This window comes from Variovorax boronicumulans, assembly GCF_009811375.1.
Classification (GTDB): Bacteria; Pseudomonadota; Gammaproteobacteria; order Burkholderiales; family Burkholderiaceae_C; genus Variovorax; species Variovorax boronicumulans.
Genome location: NZ_BKDH01000001.1, coordinates 1,333,713 through 1,349,557, shown reverse-complemented (window position 1 = coordinate 1,349,557; position 15,845 = coordinate 1,333,713). Strand labels below are relative to the sequence as shown.

Genomic DNA, 15,845 nt, shown 5'->3' with positions numbered 1-15,845 from the left:
ACCAGAAAGAACCCAGTTCTCGGCAGTTGGGGATCTGGCGTCAACGCCCCTCTGTCGCGCGGATCATGTCGGCGCCTTTTTCCCCGATCATGATCGCAGGCGCGTTCGTGTTGGAAGAGGTGATTCGAGGCATGACGGAGGCATCTACGACGCGCAGTCCATCGATGCCGCGCACCCGCAGTTCGTGATCCAGTACAGCCATGCCGTCGTTGCCCATCGCACAGGTGCCCACCGGGTGGTAGACGGACTGAGCCGAGTCGCGGATGAAATCCTCCCACTCGCTGTCCGACTGGACTGCATGTCCCGGCGCATGTTCGCTCTGGATGAAACGCGAGAGCGGCTCGGTCTCGAAGGTCTTGCGTATCCAGCGAAGTCCCTCGCGCATCACCTGCAGATCCTCTGCGTTGTCCAGGTAGTTGGCGTGGATCCGCGGGTAGTCGCGCGGATTGGCGCTGGCCAGGCGAATGCGCCCGCGGGCCCGGGGACGCAGCAAACTGCACGAGGCGTTGATGCCCGGGAAGCTGTCCAGCGCGATGTCGCCCTTCTTGCTGATGTTCAGGCTCATCGGCCGGAAGCTGACCTCCACGTCGGGTCGGGTGGCCTGCGGCCCGACGCGGGCAAATGCCGTCGCCTGGACCGCGCCGATGTTCAGGTAGCCGCTGCGGTTCGCGAAGTACTTCATCGCCTCGACGTACAGGTTCGGTCCTGAGAGCTTGTGGTTCAGGGAGATGGACTTCTCGCACTTCGCCACGTAGTACACATAGAGGTGGTCCTGGAGGTTCTCGCCCACGCCCGGCAAGTCCAGGGCAACGTCGATGCCGTGCTCGCGCAGATGCGCCGCCGGGCCGATGCCCGAGAGCATGAGAAGCTGCGGTGAATTGATCACGCCGCCGCACAGGATGACCTCGCGCCGGGCGGTGGCGAGCTTGCTGACGCCGCGCTGTGAATAGCTCACGCCTGTGGCGCGCTTGCCTTCGAGCACCACTTTTTCGGCGAGCGCTTCGACGGCGACGTGCAAGTTGGCACGCCCGCGCACCGGATGCAGGAAGGCGACGGAGGTCGAGCTTCTGCGGCCATCGCGCACGGTGACCTGCGCCCGCCCAACGCCTTCCTGCACGCCGTCGTTGAAATCCTTGCGCAAGGGCGAGCCGGTGTTGATCGCCGACTCGATGAAGAGCCGCCCAGCGGGGTCGTCGATGACCGGGTCGGTCACGGCCAGCGGGCCGCCGGCACCATGCAGTGCACTGGCGCCGTGCTGCTGATCTTCGCTCTTGCGAAAGTACGGCACCACGTCATCCCACCCCCAGCCCGGATTGCCCAGGCGCGCCCACTGGTCGTAGTCTTCCGGATGGCCGCGCAGATAGACCATGCCGTTGATCGAGCTCGATCCGCCCAGTGTCCTGCCGCGCGGCCAGTAGATCTTCCGGCCGCGCAGGTTCGGTTCGGGCTCGGTGAAGTAGCCCCAGTTGACGGCGCTGGGCCGGAAGACCTTGGTCGTCCCGGCGGGGATCTTCATCCACATGCTGCGGTCTTCGGGGCCGGCTTCGAGCAGCAGCACCGTTTTCGAAGCGTCTTCGGAAAGCCGGTTGGCGAGCACGCAGCCCGCCGATCCCGCGCCGACGATGATGTAGTCGTACTGTTCTGTCTGTGTCATGAGAGGCGTTGTTCCTGATGGCTTGGGGCTGGGCTGGCACTAGATGCGCATCACGAACGGATTCGCGGTCGGCGCGTCGTAGTTGAGCCACACGCTCTTCGTCTGCAGGTAGCCTTCGATGGCCTCCAGGCCGTTCTCGCGCCCCAGCCCGCTGCGCTTGAAGCCGCCAAACGGCATGTGCACGCCCAGCGCCCGGTAGGTGTTGATCCAGACCGTCCCAGCCTCCAGTGCGTTGGCCATCCGGAACGCCCGGCCCATGTTCTGGGTCCAGACACCCGAAGCCAGGCCGTAGAAGGTGTCGTTGGCGATCTCCAGCGCCTCGCGCTCGTCCTTGAAGGTGAGGATCGACAGCACGGGCCCGAAGACCTCCTCGCGCGCGATGCGCATGCCGTTGTGGATGCGGGTGAAGATCGTCGGCTCGACGAACAGGCCGCCGAGCTCTGCGCTCGGGCGTCCGCCCAGCACGCAGTGGCCGCCTTCGTTCTTCGCGATCTCGATGTACTTCAGGATCTTGTCGTACTGAGGCCGGGTCGCGATCGGACCGATCTGGGTGTCAGGCAGGTTCGGATCGCCCAGGCGCGCGACCTTGGCGACCGCCACCAGCCGCTCGACGAATGCGTCGTGGATGCTTTCCTGCACGAGCAGGCGCGAGCCCGCGATGCAGGTCTGGCCCGCAGCCCCGAAGATGCCCGCGACTGCGCCGTTCACCGCATCATCCAGGTTGGCATCGTCGAAGACGATGTTGGGCGACTTTCCACCCAGCTCCATCGTCACGCTCTTGAAATCGCGCGCGGCCAATTCGTTGACGCGCTGACCGGCCGCCTCGCCGCCGGTGAAGGCGATCTTGGCCGTCATTGCATGCGTCACCAGCGCTTCGCCCAGGTCGGCACCCAGGCCGGTCACGATGTTCACGACACCCGGCGGGAAGCCGGCCTGCTCGAACAATCGACCGAGCTCCAGCGAAGAGGCCGAGGTGTACTCGGACGGCTTGACAACGACCGTGCAGCCGGCGGCCAGCGCGGGAAAGGCCTTCGACGCGAGCAGAGCCAGTGGCGAATTCCACGGCGCGATGCAGACGACGACCCCCACGGGCTCGCGGCGCGTGTAGGTGAACATGCCGCTGCGATCGGGCGGCGGCACGCTGCCTTCCACCTTGTCCGCCAGGCCCGCATAGTAGTGCGCCATGTGTGCCACGGCATTGAGCTGCGCGCGCATCTCGGCGAAGAGCTTGCCGTTGTCGCGGACCTCGGTGCGCGCCAGCGCCTCGGCCTCGCCGGCGATCAGGTCGCCCAGCCGGCGCAGGAGCGCGCCGCGTCCGCTGGCGGTGAGCGCCCCCCACGGGCCCTGCTTCAAGGCCCGGTGGGCCGCGCGCACAGCGGCGTCCGCGTCCTCGAGCGCCGCCTTGGGAATGCGGGCCCAGAGCTTTCCGGTGTAGGGATTCTCTGTGTCGAGCGTCTGGCCGGAACGAGCGCCCAGCCATTGGCCGTCGATGAGCATCTTGTAGTCGTGCATGGTTCTTTCCTGGATTCCGTGGTCTATTCGTCGCTGCCCATGACGGAGCCGAACGGCTCCCATTTCTGGCCATTCAGCCGCACCATCTGCAGCTGCCGCACCGGGAAAAAGTTCTTGTCGCTGCTGTTGGCGAAGATGCCCGGCAGCATCAGCTTGAAGCGCACGTTCTTCATGCTGGCGGCCTGCTTCATCAGGTTCTCGCGCGAGAGGTCGTCGCCGCACTGCTGCAGCACATGCACCAATGCCTGCGCAGCCACATAGCCGAAGACGTTCATCCAGTCGGCCTTGTTGGCGTCGGGCAGGTACTTGTCCATGAAGGCGTTCCACTCCCGCATCTCGGGGTAGTCCTTCCAGCGGTCGTCGGTCGCCTCCATCAGGTAGGCCGCGCTGATGATCCCCTGCCCGTTCTCCAGGCCCGCGGGCCGCATCACGGCGCCCATCGAGATCGAGATGCTGGTCAGGAAGTGCGTCGGCTTCCAGCCGATCTCGGCCACCTTCTTGATGGTCTGGGCGGCGAACTTCGGCGTGGTGATGTTCACCAGGACGTTGGCACCCGAAGCCTTCATCTTGAGGATCTGCGAGTCGACGGTGGCGTCCGTGGGCTCGTAGGTGGTCTCCGAGACGATCAGGTTCTTGGCCTTGTCGCCGAATCCCGCCTTGAGGCCGCCGAGATAGTCGCGACCGAAATCGTCGTTCTGCGACAGGATGGCGACCCGCGCATCGGGAATGTTGGCCAGGATGTACTTCGCGTAGATCGCGCCTTCGCTGTGGTACGTCGGCTGCCAGCCGATGGTCCAGGGGAAGGTCTTCGGATCGATCAGCCGCGTCGAGCCGGCGCCGATCATGAGCTGCGGCACCTTCTTGTTGTTCAGGTACTTTTGGACCGCCAGGTTGGCCGCGGTGCCGACCGAATTGAACACGGCGAGCACCTGGTCCTGTTCGACCAGCTTGCGCGTCTGCTCGACGGTCTTGGGCGGGCTCAATGCATCGTCGTAGGAAAGGTAGTTGATCCGGCGGCCGTTGACCCCGCCCTTCTCGTTGATCATCCTGAAGTACGCCGCATGCATCTTCGCGATCGCGCCGTAGGCCGACCCCGGGCCGCTGTAAGGGCTGGTGTTGCCGATCTTGATCTCGGTGTCGGTGACGCCGGGGCCGTATCGTTTCTGAGCCCGTCCGGTCAGCGGCCCCCCTATCAGCAGTGCGGCCAGGGCCGTGAGCCCGGTTCTTCTGGAAAAGCGCGTGTGCGTGTTCAAGATCCTGTCTCCTTTTCTTGTGAAAGCGATATCTGGCGCGTCGTGCGCCCGGTGTGTGAAAGCAGTCCGCGCCAGGCGGCGCCGAACCCTGCCGAGCCGCCGGGGCGCAGCACGATGAGTGCGATGAGCAGCACGCCGTAGACGGCGCCCGACAGGCCCTTGGACACGCCCTCGGCGATGTTGGGCACGAAGAGGATGAAGGCGGCACCGAGAAAAGCGCCCGGCAGCCAGCCGACGCCGCCGACCACCAGCCCGACCAGGATGGCCACCGACAGATAGAAGCTGAAGCTGTCCGGCGAGACGTACTGGACGACGATCGCGCTGAGAGCCCCTGCGATGCCGGTGAAGCAGGCGCTGACGGAAAACGCCAACGTCTTGTAGAGCGCGACGTTGATGCCCATCGTGCGCGCGGCCAGCGCGTTGTCCTTCACGGCCGTGAGCGCCCGGCCCGTCCTGCTGCCGATCAGGTTCCTGGCCAGCCAGTAGACGAGACACGTGATGGCCAGGGTCAGCACATACAGCCACTGGTCCGCATTGAGCGGCAGGAAAGCCGGCGCCTCCGGCTTCGCGATGGAGATGCCCTGCACGCCGCCGGTCCACGGGTCGAGCACCGACAGCTTCAGGATCTGAGGTAGCGCAATGGCGAGCGTGAAAGTGGCCAGCGCGAGGTAGATGCCTTCCAGGCGAAGCGCCGGCAGTCCGAAGGCAAAGCCCGCGGCGAAGGTGACCAACGCCGCGACGGGTAGCGCCCACCCATAGGGCATTCCGTAGCCGTCCATGAGGATGGCGACGGTGTAGGCGCCCAATGCATAGAAAGCGCCATGCCCCAGCGAGAGCTGCCCGTTGATGCCGACCAGAATGTTCAAGCCCATGATGGCAATGGCATAGACCATCAGTTGCGTGGCCTGGAAGACGAGGAAGTCCTTCGCCAGCACGGGCACCAGAACAGCAATGAGGATCGCGATCACAGGGCCGTACCGGCCGGCTGGGGAGCGGGAATTGGATGAAGCGGTCATACCCTGTGCGTTGTTGGCTTGCCGATGAGGCCCTGCGGACGGACCAGAAGCACGACCACGATCGCGATCAGTGCGATGGTGGACTTCAGCTCCCCGCCGACGACCGGAACGAAGGTGCTGATGAGGTTTTCCAGCACGCCCAGAAGCAGCCCGCCGATCAGCGCGCCGAGCAGGCTGTTCAAGCCGCCGAGCACGGCCCCTGCAAAGCCGTAGATGACGATGCCGGCCATCATGTTCGGTTCGAGAAAAACGATGGGCGCCACCAGGATGCCGGCGATGGCCCCGATGCTGGCGGCCATGCCCCACCCCAGCGCCTCGAGCGCCTTGACCCGGATGCCCAGCAGCCGGGCGGAGTTCGGATTGCTCACCGCCGCGCGCATCGCCAGACCTGTGCGGGTGAAGCGGAAGAAAAGGAACAGCAGCAGCAGCACGACGAGGATCACGCCGATCATTCCCACCTGGTGCGCGCTGGCCAGGGGGCTGCCCATGAAAGGTGCCGTCCCGAAGGGCGAAGGGAACGGCTTGACGGTGTAGCTCCAGATGAACCCGGCCACACTGTTGAGCACCAGCAGCACGCCGATGAAGACGATGATCTGGTTGATGTCCGATGCGTTGCGGATCCGGCGGATGAGCAGGTGCTGGACCATGGCGCCCAGCACGAAGGACAGCACCAGCGTCAGCACGAAGGCCAGCCAGTACGGCAGTCCGAACTCGATGAGCTGCCAGGCCAGATAGGTCGAGACCATGGCCATTTCGCCCTGCGCGAAATTCACGTGGCCGATGGCCCGGTAGATCATGACGATCGCCAGCGCGACGCAGGCATAGATGGCACCGGTCGCAAGACCGGCGGTGACCTGTTGAACGAGCAGTTCCATGTTCAGCCTCCCAGGTATGCGCGACGGATGCCTTCGTTGTTCTGCACGCTGGCGGCGCAACCCGAGAAGACGATGCGGCCGGTCTCGATCAAGTAGGCCTCCTGCGCGATGTCGAGGGCCAGGGCTGCGTTCTGTTCGACCAGCAGAATGCTCAGCCCCTCCTTCTCGTTGAGCTGGCGGAAGATCGCGAAGATCTCCGCGACAACCTTGGGCGCCAGGCCAAACGACGGCTCGTCGAGCAGCAGCAAGCGAGGGCGCGACATCAAGGCCCTGCCCACGGCAAGCATCTGTTGCTCCCCTCCCGAAAGCAGGCCGGCTTGCTGCAGGCGGCGCGCCTTGAGGATCGGGAAGTACTCGTACATCCGCTCGATGTCGGACGCCAGTTGCTTCTTGTCTTTCTGGAAGATCCCGCCCAGGCGCAGGTTGTCCTCGACACTCAGATGGGTGAAGGTGCCGCGCCCATCGGGCACGTGGCTGATGCCCAGGCGGGCGATGTCCTCCGTGCCCATGCCTATGAGCGGCCTGCCGTCCAGCTCCATGGAACCCTTGCGCGTCAACAGACCGCAGATGGCTCTCAGCGCGCTCGTCTTGCCCGCTCCGTTGGCGCCAAGCAGCGCCGTGACGCTGCCGCGCTTCACGTCGAGGTCAATGCCGTGCAGCACCGTGATGGCCCCGTAGGAGGCGGACAGCTTCTTCACCTGCAGCAGCGGCGTCATTTGGATTCCCCCAGATATGCAGCGATGACCTCCGGGCTCGCCTGCACCTGGGCAGGCGTCCCGGCGGCGATCCTGCGGCCGAAGTTGAGTGCAACGATCCAGTCCGAGATGCCCATCACCAGGCCCATGTGGTGCTCCACCAGCAACACCGTCAGGTCGAAATCACGCTGCGTCCCGCGGATGAGCTCGGCCAGCCCTTCGACTTCTTCATGATTCAGACCGCAAGCCGGCTCGTCGAGCAGCAGCAGCCGGGGCTTCATCGCCAGCGCTCGCGCGAACTCCACGCGCTTCTGCGTGCCGAAGGGCAGCTGCGCGACCTTGCGGTGCGCGACGTCGCCCAGTCGCAGATAGGCGATCAGTTCGTTCGCCACGGCAGCCGCCGCGCGGTTGACCTGCCGGCTGCGCCGCAGGCTGAGCATGTCGGCCAGGAGATTGCCGTGTTTGCGCGTATGGCAGCCGATGAGGATGTTCTCGAACACGGTCGCACTCGGGAACAGCGCGAGGTTCTGGAACGTGCGTCCGATGCCGCGTGCCGCCATCGCATGGGCCGGCAGGTCCAGGATGGAAAGGCCGTCGAGTTCGATGCCGCCGGAAGTGGTCTCGTACAGTCTGCTCAGGCAGTTGAACAGCGTGGTCTTTCCCGCGCCGTTGGGCCCGATGAGTCCAACGATCTTCTGCTTGGGCACATCGAAGCTCACTTGGTCGAGCGCGACGATGCCGCCAAACCTGACGACCACGTCGCGCACACGCAGCAGCGGTGCGTTCGGGTCGGGCCGGGTGATCGATTCCAGGGAAGGGTTCATGGCATTCGCGCACGCGCAGCGCTCGGCTTCGCAGGCGGAGGCCCACATGCACCGGTTGCATTCGCGCTGACTTCCTCCTTGCAGAGAAAGCTTGTCTCTTCGTTGTTTGGTGCGGGAACTTTAGGCCGCGCGCACTGCCGGAACAATGCACAAATAATCTGCCTTGTCTTTAGTTCTATTGAAACGACCCTGCCCTTTTCGCCCTCGACGCCGCGGGGTTCATGGGTGTCGTTCGTGCAGCGATACGCAAGGCTTCGGTGCGTTGAAATGACGAGGGACTTCCGCCCCAGGGAGATGCCGAGAGCGTTCCTTTCGCCCGCGGATTCAGCTGAGAAAAATCGTGGCTGCGCAGATGACTGCGCGCCCTGCGCTCACGCGCACGAATTCAGGCGCGCTCGTGCTGAACGTCGTTCTGGAGCGCCTCGCGCAGCATCGCGATCAGCGCGCGCAACGCGCTGGAAACATGCCGGTGACCGGAGTAGTAGAGGCACAGGCCTGGATATGCCGGGCACCACGCATCCAGCACACGCTCGAGTCGCCCGTCGCTCAGCGCGCTAGCTGCGAGGTGATCGGGCACGAAGGCGATGCCGATGCCGTCGATGGCTGCATCGACCATCAAGGGCTGGTCAGTCAGGGTGAGCGGACCGTTGACGTTGACGGTCTCGGCGTTTCCGTGGCGCTCGAACTCCCAGCGATAAATCGCGCCGCTGTCGAAGCGGAAGCGGATGCAGTCATGGCCATGCAGATCCTGCGGCACGGCAGGTCGTCCACGTGCCGCCAGATAGCCCGGCGAAGCCACCGCGGCGAAACGCACCGGCGCACCCACGCGGATCGACACCATGTCCTGCGGGACGGCCTCCGCCAGCCGGATGCCCGCATCGAAACCGTGGGCCACGATGTCACTGAGCTTTCCGTCGCACACGATGTCGAGGTGAACCTGCGGGTTCTCGCGCAGAAAGCGCGCCAGCACCGGCTGCAGCACCAGGCGGACCGCGCCTTCGCTGGAATTGATCCGCAGGGTGCCGCTCGGGATGCCGCCGAAGCTGTCGATCTCCTGCAGGGCGCCGGCCACTGACGAGAGTGCGGGCCGCAGCGTTGCCGCCAATCGCTCCCCTGCATCGGTCAGCGACACGCTGCGCGTGGTCCGGTTGAGCAGCCTGACCGACAGGCGCTGCTCCAGCGCCTTGATGGAATGGCTCACCGCCGATGCGGTGATGCCGAGTTCCTTTCCTGCCTCGCGAAAGCTGGCATGCGCCGCGACGGCAAGGAACACATTCAGGGAGAGCAGGTCACAGCCCTTGAATTGATGAATGGGATTCACCGGCACAACAAGAATTGATGGGATTGTTTTGATCGTACGGTCTTCCTAGACTGAATGCACGATTCACTCGCAGGTACTCATTCATGTCCCAGAAGATCTTGATGACGGGCGCAAGCTCGGGTTTCGGCCGCGGCACGGCCATTGCATTGGCACGGCTTGGCCACAAGGTGGTGGCCGGCGCCGAAACATGGCCACAGGTTCGCGAACTGCGTGCCGATGCGGCCGAAGCAGGCGTCGAGCTGGAGGTGATCAAGCTCAATCTGCTCGACAAGATCGATATCGCCCACGCGGGCTCCTTCGATCCTGACGTGCTGGTGCTCAATGCCGGCGTCATGGAGGCCGGGCCCATCACCGACATCCCGATGCAGCGGGCGCGCGAGTCGTTCGACATCAACGTGTTCGGGCACCTCGAACTGGTCCAGGCCATCGTGCCCAAGATGGTGGCCCGCCGCGCCGGCAAGGTGGTGTGGACCTCGTCCATGGGCGGCATCCTGGTGGTGCCTTTCCTTGGCATCTACTGCGCGACCAAGCACGCGATCGAGGCCATCGCGGGCTCGATGAAGGTCGAGCTCGCGCCCTTCGGCGTCAAGGTGGCCACCGTCAATCCGGGCGCCTTCCTCACCGGGTTCAACGACACGGGCGTGGAAAGCCATGTCCAGTGGTACGACCCCAAGACCGCGGTCGTTCCGATGCCCGACTTCACCGAAGGCCTGGCCAACCAGGAAGACCCGCAGGAAATGATCGATGCGATGGTCGAGATCATCCCTGCCAAGGAACACCTGTATCGCACGATGCGCCCGTTCGCGACGGTCGACGTGGCCAAGCAATGGCAGGAGACGGAGTGGACCCAGAATGCCTGACATCGCCATCGACGAGGCGCATCGCATCGTGGCCCGCGGCCGCCAGGCGGCCAAGGATGCAGGCCTCAACGCGGTGTTTGCGATCCTGGATCGCGGCGCCAACCTCGTGACCTTCTCGCGCATGGATGATGCATGGCTGGCGTCCAACGAACTGGCGCTGGCCAAGGCGCGCGCTTCGGTGATGTTCCGCATGCCCAGCGAATCGCTGAACGCACCGCTGCAGGTAGGGGCCCCGGTCCCGCACTTCGACCACGTCCATGCAGGGGGCCTGCTGTTGATGGGCGGCGGCCTGCCGATCTTCGACGCGGATGGGGCACTGACCGGAGCGCTCGGGGTGTCCGGTGGAACGCCGGAGCAGGACGCCGCCCTCGCCAGAGCGGCCGTGGCCTGAGGCGTGATGCAGCGGCTCCCCGCGCCGGACCTTCGGATGAACACGGCCGAGACCTACTTCCATGCGGAGCGATGGGGTGGCCTGATGTTCGTCGCCGTCGCGGTGACCGCGATCGCCGTGGCCACATGGACCTGGCGCCACAGCGCGTTCTGGCGTGGTGCGGCGGGCCCGCTTGTCTTGGCGGCGCTGGTCCAGCTGGGTGTCGGCGGCTCCGTCTGGTGGCGCAGCCCGCAAGACCTCGCGCGCGTCCAGCACATCGTCGCGAACGAGCGGGTGCGCCTGGGCATCGAGGAAATTCCTCGCATGCAGGTCGTCATGAACGAATTTGCGAGGAATCGCTGGATCGAGTTCGCGCTCGCCGCAGCCGGGATCCTGCTCGTCATCCTGGCGCCGCAGAGCTCCGTCTGGCAAGGCGCGGGAGCTGGTCTTGCGGTGCAGGCGGCAATGATCTTCCTTCTCGACGGCAGCGCGGAACGGCGAGCTGCCGGCTACCTCTCCTGGCTGCAGTCGCTCTGAACCCGTACGGGCAAGGAGTCCAGCAGGCCGCCATCGTGCTCAGGCCCGCGGCGCGAAATGCCACGCCAGTTCGGCCATCGGCCGCGCACCCCCGGCCTCGGCCTGCGCGCTCGACGCCGTGCCCGCCTCGACCCGCTTGGCGATGCCCTGCAGGATCGCCGCCATGCGGAACAGGTTGTAGGCCAGGTAGAAATTCCAATCGGGCGCCAGCGCCTCAGGCGTCGTGATGCCGGTGCGATCGCAGTACCTGCGGATGTAATCGCTCTCGGTCGGAATGCCCAGGCGCTCCAGGTCGAGTCCGCCGATGCCGCGAAACATCCGAGGCGTGATGTGCCACGACATGCAGTGGTAGCTGAAGTCCGCGAGCGGATGGCCGAGCGTGGACAACTCCCAGTCGAGCACGGCGATCGCGCGTGGCTCGGTGGGGTGGAAGATCAGGTTGTCGAGGCGGAAGTCGCCATGCGCGATCGAGACCATCCGTTCATCGCGAGCGCTTTCGGGCACATGCGCCGGCAACCACGCCATCAATCGCTCCATCTCGGGAATCTCCTGAGTGGCGGATGCAACGTACTGCTTGCTCCAGCGGCCGATCTGGCGCTCGACATAGTTGCCGGGCCTTCCGAAATCGGCGAGGCCGTGCTCCACGAACTTCACCGCATGCAGGGCGGCGATCACGCGGTTCATCTCGTCGTAGATCGCCGCGCGCTCAACGTTGCTCATGCCTGGCAGGGACTGGTCCCACAGCACTCGGCCCTGGACGAACTCCATGATGTAGAACGCACGGCCGATGACCGACTCGTCTTCGCACAGGCAGTACACGCGCGGCACCGGCACGTCGGTACCGGCAAGGCCACTCATGACCTTGAACTCACGCTCCACGGCATGCGCAGAAGGCAGCAGCTTCGCGACGGGCCCCGGCTTGGCGCGCATCACGTAGCTTCGGGCAGGTGTCACGAGCTTGTAGGTCGGGTTGGATTGCCCTCCCTTGAACATCTCCACCGTGAGCGGGCCGGCGAAACCTTCGAGGTTGCTTTCGAGCCAGGCAGCGAGCGCGTTCACATCGAATCGATGCTGCGGGGAAATGGCACGTGTGCCGGCGAAATTCTTGGCGTCCTGGGTCATGTCTCTCCAATGGTCTTGATCGGCGTGAAGCGCCCGGCGCAGTTCGCGGGGGTCAACGCCCCTGAAAACTCGGCGCGCGCTTCTCGGCGAAGGCACGACGCCCTTCGATCCGATCGTCGGAATCGCGCAGGTTGCCGAAGCTCTGCTGCTCCAATTCGAGGCCGGCCGTCAACGGCAACTCGCGGCCGACCTGGGCGAGCCTCTTGGCAGTGACCACGGCCAGGGGTGCATTCGAGGCGATGCGCTGCGCGATCGACCGCGCGGCCAACGCGAGATCCGGTGGCGCAACCACCCGGCTGACCAGGCCGATGCGCAACGCTTCCTGGGCGTCGATGCGCTCGCCGGTCAACAGCAGCAGCATCGCGTCCGACTGGCCCACCGCGCGCACGAGGCGCTGCGTACCACCGCCGGCCGGGATGCTCCCGATGCAGACCTCCGGCAGGCCGAATACCGCGGTGCTCGCAGCGATCCGGATGTCGCAGAGCATCGCCATCTCGAGTCCGCCTCCCAACGCGAAGCCGTTGATCGCGGCGATCATCGGCTTGGGCGTCTGCAGGGTCGACACGGGCGGGAGGCCGGCCCTCGAGCCGAAATGCAGTTCGGCAAAGCTCTCTGCGGGCGGCATGGTCTTCTTCAGATCGGCGCCGGTACAGAAGGCCCGTTCGCCCGCTCCCGTGAGAATGCCGACCCGCACGTCCTTGCGGACCGATATCTCGTTCCAGGCTTCGTGCAACTGCGCGGCGGACTCCGGGTCGATCGCGTTCATCGCTTCCGGGCGATTCAGGGTCACGGTGGCAATGAAATCGCGCACCTCGAGCGTCACAGGCATGTCGTGTCTCCTTCGTTGTCGTGAGCGATCCCGGCGGCACGCAACACCTCGCGGGTGTGCTCCCCCACGAGCGGCGCGGGACGTCGGGCGCGCGGCACCTCGCCCACCGCGCGCAACGGCGTCCCGGGCAGGGTCAGCTCGCCGGCAATCGGATGGCGCACCGTCTCGGACAACCTCGCATCCGCGAATGCCGGCGAGGCGATGACTTCCGAGTAGTCGTTGATCGGCGCGCAGATGATGTCCACCGCCTCGAAGCGCTTCAGCCATTCGGCGCGCGGGCGGCGCGTCATGCGCTCTTCCAGCAACTGCACCAGCTCGCGACGGTGCGCAATGCGGGCCGACAGCTCACGAAAGCGTGGGTCGGTCAGCAGCCCGGGGCATTCGAGGACCCCGCACAGCGCCTCCCAGCGCGACGGGTGGTAGGCGGCAAGCATGATCCAGCCATCCGCACAACGCAGTGCCTCGTTGGGCGCGGCATAGGGCGCGGCGCTGCCGATGCGCGCCGGGGGAACCCCGTCGGCGAAGTAGCTGGCGAAACTCATCTGCTGCAACGCGATGGCGGACGCAAACATGCTGGCGTCGATCCATTCGCCTTCGCGATCGCCCTCTCCCTCACGTCGGCGCCGCGCCAGCGCTCCCAGCACGCCGATGGCGGCGACGTAGCCGGTCACCATGTCGACGACCGGCACCTGCACCTTGCATGGCGGCGCCTCCGGCAAGCCCGTCACGCTCATCAGGCCGGAGACCGCCTGCAGCACACCATCAACGCCTGGCTTGTGCTGCCACATCCCCTCCTGCCCGTAAGCAGAGACGGAGCAATAGATGACGCCCGGATTGCGTTGCCGCACGTCCTCGTAGCCCAGGCCGAGCCGCTGCATCACGCCCGGACGGAAGCTCTCGACCACCACGTCCGCGTCGGCGGCGAGCTGGAGCGCCGCTTCGCGCTGCTGCGGGTTCTTGAGGTCAAGCGCCACGCTGCGCTTGTTGCCGTTGAGCGCCATGAATCCGAGGCTCTGCCCCTGGACGAAGGGTGCCAGCGCGCGGCACAGCTCGCCTGTGGGCGCCTCGATCTTGACGACATCCGCGCCGAGGTCGGCGAGTGTCTGCGTGCACACCGGTCCTGCGGCGACCTGGGTGAAGTCGATGACGCGGATGCCGTTGAGGGAGTCTCCAAGCATGTCGATTCGTCTCCTCGGTCAGCCGCCGCGAAGGTTGTTCGCGCGGATCACCTTCGTCCACTTGGCGGTGTCCTCCCTGAGTGCCTTCTCCGCCTCGGCGGGCGACAGCAGCATCGGCTCGAAGCCGCTCTTGAGCAGGGACTCGGTCAGCGCCGGGGTGCGCAGCGCCTTGTCCACCGCATCGCGCAGCTGCGCGATGACTGCTTGCGGCGTGCCGGTCGGCACGGTCACATGCCACCAGTAGCCGGCATTGAAGCCCGGCACCCCGCTCTCGCTGATGGTGGGGATCTCGGGCGCCAGGGCGGAGCGCTGCGCGGTCGCGACGCCGAGGATCTTCAGCTTGCCCTGGCGTGCGAACGGCAAGGCCGAAGGCAGGCCCAGCATGGCGAGCGGCACGTGACCACCGACCAGATCGGTCAGCGCCTGCGAGGTGCCCTTGTACGGCACATGCACCAGCGGAAGGCCCGCCATCTCGCCCAGGTAGATGCCTGCCAGATGGTGCGGCGAGGCGGTCCCGGGCGAGGCATAGGCCAGCGGTTGCGCCCCCTTTGCGCGCCCGGCGGCGAGCAGCTCCTGCAGGGTCTTGGCAGGAATGCTCGGACCGGCAGCCAGCACGATGGGCACCGTCGCCAGCGTGGCCACGAACGTCAGGTCGGCCGAGGGATTGAACGCCAGCCTGTCGTACAGAAGGGGCAGCAGCGGGTCGCTGGTGCCGCCGACGCCGACGGTGTAGCCATCGGGGCGGGACCGCGCCAGCTCGCCCAGGCCGATGGTGGTGCCGGCGCCGGCCTTGTTGTCCACCACGAAGGGCTGCCCCATGAGCGTGGCGACACGCTCGAACACGGCGCGGGCGACGGTGTCGGTGCCACCACCGGGCGGATACGGCACGATCAGGCGCACGGGCTTCGACGGATAGTTGTCTGCCCGCACGGACGCTGCCGGTGCCAGCAGCGCGGCGGCGGCTGCCAACGTGAACTCTCTTCTTTTCATGTTGTCTCCTTTCCTTGTGAGGCCGGTGTCAGACCGATGCGCTGCTCAGGCTGCGCCCGCCGCACACGTACAACACCTGCCCCGTCACATAGCTGGACGCTGGCGAAGCGAAGAAGCGCACCGCGTTGGCGACATCCTCGGCCTGGCCGATGCGCTGCATGGGAACGGTGCGCTTGAGGTCTTCCTGGGCCTGGGCCGCGAGCGTGCCGAACAGCGGGGTTTCCACGATCCCCGGCGCAATGGCATTGGCCGTGACGCCGCTGCGCGCGAACTCCAGCGCCAGGCTGCGGGTCAGGCTGACGACGCCGCCCTTCGACGCCGAGTAGCTGGCTTGGCCGCGGTTGCCCAGCCAGGCGCGCGAAGACAGATTGATGATTCGGCCGAACTTCTGCGCGACCATCGTCGGAAGCACCGCCTTGCAGCAGATGAATTGCGAGGTCAGGTTGGTCTCGATGACACGCTGCCAGAAGTCGAGCTCCATCTTCGTGACGAGCTTGTCGCCGCCGATGCCCGCGTTGTTGACAAGCACGTCGATGCGGCCATTGCGCTCCAGGAGCTCGGCGGTGGCGGCCTGGACATCTTCCGGCGACGTCACGCTCACGCGGCGCGCAGACACCTCGGCACCTTCCGCTCTGAGCGCTGCAGTCGCGGCATGGAGCGCGTCCGCGTCGATGTCCCAGAGGGCAATGCGGCATCCGACCTCGGCCAGGCTTCGGGCGATGCCCAGGCCGATGCCCCGGGCGCCGCCCGTCACGATGGCGGTCAGGCCGGCCAACTCGTTGGGGATGATGTGGTCTGTCATGACGGGC

The 15,845-nt window shown here is 65.9% G+C and carries 16 protein-coding genes; 3 read left to right on the top strand and 13 right to left on the bottom strand.

Going from position 1 to position 15,845, the window contains the following annotated elements:
* Positions 1-40 precede the first annotated feature (40 nt).
* From VHAB30_RS06250 to VHAB30_RS06215, 8 genes are all read right to left on the bottom strand, one after another.
* A complete protein-coding gene (locus VHAB30_RS06250; protein ID WP_159276187.1) occupies positions 41-1,654 on the bottom strand; it encodes a GMC family oxidoreductase in 1,614 nt (537 codons plus the stop codon).
* A 39-nt stretch (positions 1,655-1,693) separates the two neighbouring features.
* Positions 1,694-3,166 (bottom strand): aldehyde dehydrogenase, encoded by a 1,473-nt coding sequence (locus tag VHAB30_RS06245; RefSeq protein WP_159276186.1) that lies wholly within the window; start codon positions 3,164-3,166, stop codon positions 1,694-1,696.
* 23 nt (positions 3,167-3,189) lie between these two features.
* A complete protein-coding gene (locus VHAB30_RS06240; RefSeq protein ID WP_159276185.1) occupies positions 3,190-4,419 on the bottom strand; it encodes an ABC transporter substrate-binding protein in 1,230 nt (409 codons plus the stop codon).
* Complete coding sequence (locus tag VHAB30_RS06235; RefSeq protein WP_159276184.1) at positions 4,416-5,435, bottom strand: branched-chain amino acid ABC transporter permease; 1,020 nt, start codon at positions 5,433-5,435, stop codon at positions 4,416-4,418. Before VHAB30_RS06235 ends, VHAB30_RS06240 begins: the two co-directional genes overlap by 4 nt.
* Positions 5,432-6,310 carry a branched-chain amino acid ABC transporter permease gene (locus tag VHAB30_RS06230; RefSeq protein WP_062471874.1) on the bottom strand — a complete coding sequence of 293 codons (879 nt, stop codon included), beginning with the start codon at positions 6,308-6,310 and terminating at the stop codon, positions 5,432-5,434. Before VHAB30_RS06230 ends, VHAB30_RS06235 begins: the two co-directional genes overlap by 4 nt.
* A 2-nt stretch (positions 6,311-6,312) precedes the next feature.
* Entirely contained in the window at positions 6,313-7,026 is a 714-nt protein-coding gene (locus VHAB30_RS06225) for an ABC transporter ATP-binding protein (protein WP_159276183.1), read from the bottom strand.
* Positions 7,023-7,829, bottom strand: a complete 807-nt coding sequence (locus tag VHAB30_RS06220; RefSeq protein WP_159276182.1) for an ABC transporter ATP-binding protein — start codon at positions 7,827-7,829, stop codon at positions 7,023-7,025. Before VHAB30_RS06220 ends, VHAB30_RS06225 begins: the two co-directional genes overlap by 4 nt.
* 385 nt (positions 7,830-8,214) lie before the next feature.
* Positions 8,215-9,150, bottom strand: a complete 936-nt coding sequence (locus VHAB30_RS06215) for a LysR family transcriptional regulator (protein WP_062482492.1) — start codon at positions 9,148-9,150, stop codon at positions 8,215-8,217.
* Between the two features lie 83 nt (positions 9,151-9,233).
* Between VHAB30_RS06215 and VHAB30_RS06210 the strand changes: the two genes are divergently transcribed.
* The 3 genes from VHAB30_RS06210 to VHAB30_RS06200 are packed head-to-tail and all read left to right on the top strand — an operon-like array spanning position 9,234 to position 10,917.
* Positions 9,234-10,010: an SDR family oxidoreductase gene (locus VHAB30_RS06210; RefSeq protein ID WP_062482489.1), complete on the top strand. Its 777-nt coding sequence runs from the start codon at positions 9,234-9,236 to the stop codon at positions 10,008-10,010.
* Positions 10,003-10,401 carry a GlcG/HbpS family heme-binding protein gene (locus VHAB30_RS06205; RefSeq protein ID WP_062482487.1) on the top strand — a complete coding sequence of 133 codons (399 nt, stop codon included), beginning with the start codon at positions 10,003-10,005 and terminating at the stop codon, positions 10,399-10,401. Before VHAB30_RS06210 ends, VHAB30_RS06205 begins: the two co-directional genes overlap by 8 nt.
* 36 nt (positions 10,402-10,437) lie before the next feature.
* On the top strand, positions 10,438-10,917 hold the full coding sequence (locus tag VHAB30_RS06200) for a hypothetical protein (protein WP_159276181.1): 480 nt from the start codon (positions 10,438-10,440) through the stop codon (positions 10,915-10,917).
* 39 nt (positions 10,918-10,956) lie between these two features.
* On the opposite strand, the gene VHAB30_RS06195 is transcribed toward VHAB30_RS06200, so the two are convergent.
* From VHAB30_RS06195 to VHAB30_RS06175, 5 genes are read right to left on the bottom strand one after another with little or no spacing between them, the layout of a single operon-like run.
* Positions 10,957-12,039 (bottom strand): phosphotransferase, encoded by a 1,083-nt coding sequence (locus tag VHAB30_RS06195; RefSeq protein WP_159276180.1) that lies wholly within the window; start codon positions 12,037-12,039, stop codon positions 10,957-10,959.
* Positions 12,040-12,091: 52 nt separating this feature from the next.
* The gene (locus VHAB30_RS06190; protein WP_159276179.1) at positions 12,092-12,868 is read right to left on the bottom strand and encodes an enoyl-CoA hydratase/isomerase family protein; all 777 of its coding nucleotides are present in this window, start codon (positions 12,866-12,868) and stop codon (positions 12,092-12,094) included.
* Positions 12,859-14,046, bottom strand: coding sequence for a CaiB/BaiF CoA transferase family protein (locus VHAB30_RS06185; RefSeq protein WP_062482477.1), 1,188 nt, complete (start codon positions 14,044-14,046; stop codon positions 12,859-12,861). The genes VHAB30_RS06190 and VHAB30_RS06185 overlap by 10 nt, the downstream gene beginning before the upstream one ends.
* Positions 14,047-14,064: 18 nt before the next feature.
* Entirely contained in the window at positions 14,065-15,036 is a 972-nt protein-coding gene (locus VHAB30_RS06180) for a Bug family tripartite tricarboxylate transporter substrate binding protein (protein ID WP_082818344.1), read from the bottom strand.
* Positions 15,037-15,064: 28 nt separating this feature from the next.
* The gene (locus VHAB30_RS06175; protein ID WP_062482472.1) at positions 15,065-15,838 is read right to left on the bottom strand and encodes an SDR family NAD(P)-dependent oxidoreductase; all 774 of its coding nucleotides are present in this window, start codon (positions 15,836-15,838) and stop codon (positions 15,065-15,067) included.
* Positions 15,839-15,845 lie beyond the last annotated feature (7 nt).

Excerpts from the sequence above, each read along its gene's own strand:
- VHAB30_RS06250 (WP_159276187.1), bottom strand. The coding sequence starts at position 1,654 with ATGACACAGACAGAACAGTACGACTACATCATCGTCGGCGCGGGATCG.
- VHAB30_RS06245 (WP_159276186.1), bottom strand. The coding sequence starts at position 3,166 with ATGCACGACTACAAGATGCTCATCGACGGCCAATGGCTGGGCGCTCGT.
- VHAB30_RS06235 (WP_159276184.1), bottom strand. The coding sequence starts at position 5,435 with ATGACCGCTTCATCCAATTCCCGCTCCCCAGCCGGCCGGTACGGCCCT.
- VHAB30_RS06230 (WP_062471874.1), bottom strand. The coding sequence starts at position 6,310 with ATGGAACTGCTCGTTCAACAGGTCACCGCCGGTCTTGCGACCGGTGCC.
- VHAB30_RS06225 (WP_159276183.1), bottom strand. The coding sequence starts at position 7,026 with ATGACGCCGCTGCTGCAGGTGAAGAAGCTGTCCGCCTCCTACGGGGCC.
- VHAB30_RS06220 (WP_159276182.1), bottom strand. The coding sequence starts at position 7,829 with ATGAACCCTTCCCTGGAATCGATCACCCGGCCCGACCCGAACGCACCG.
- VHAB30_RS06210 (WP_062482489.1), top strand. The coding sequence starts at position 9,234 with ATGTCCCAGAAGATCTTGATGACGGGCGCAAGCTCGGGTTTCGGCCGC.
- VHAB30_RS06205 (WP_062482487.1), top strand. The coding sequence starts at position 10,003 with ATGCCTGACATCGCCATCGACGAGGCGCATCGCATCGTGGCCCGCGGC.
- VHAB30_RS06200 (WP_159276181.1), top strand. The coding sequence starts at position 10,438 with ATGAACACGGCCGAGACCTACTTCCATGCGGAGCGATGGGGTGGCCTG.
- VHAB30_RS06195 (WP_159276180.1), bottom strand. The coding sequence starts at position 12,039 with ATGACCCAGGACGCCAAGAATTTCGCCGGCACACGTGCCATTTCCCCG.
- VHAB30_RS06190 (WP_159276179.1), bottom strand. The coding sequence starts at position 12,868 with ATGCCTGTGACGCTCGAGGTGCGCGATTTCATTGCCACCGTGACCCTG.
- VHAB30_RS06185 (WP_062482477.1), bottom strand. The coding sequence starts at position 14,046 with ATGCTTGGAGACTCCCTCAACGGCATCCGCGTCATCGACTTCACCCAG.
- VHAB30_RS06180 (WP_082818344.1), bottom strand. The coding sequence starts at position 15,036 with ATGAAAAGAAGAGAGTTCACGTTGGCAGCCGCCGCCGCGCTGCTGGCA.
- VHAB30_RS06175 (WP_062482472.1), bottom strand. The coding sequence starts at position 15,838 with ATGACAGACCACATCATCCCCAACGAGTTGGCCGGCCTGACCGCCATC.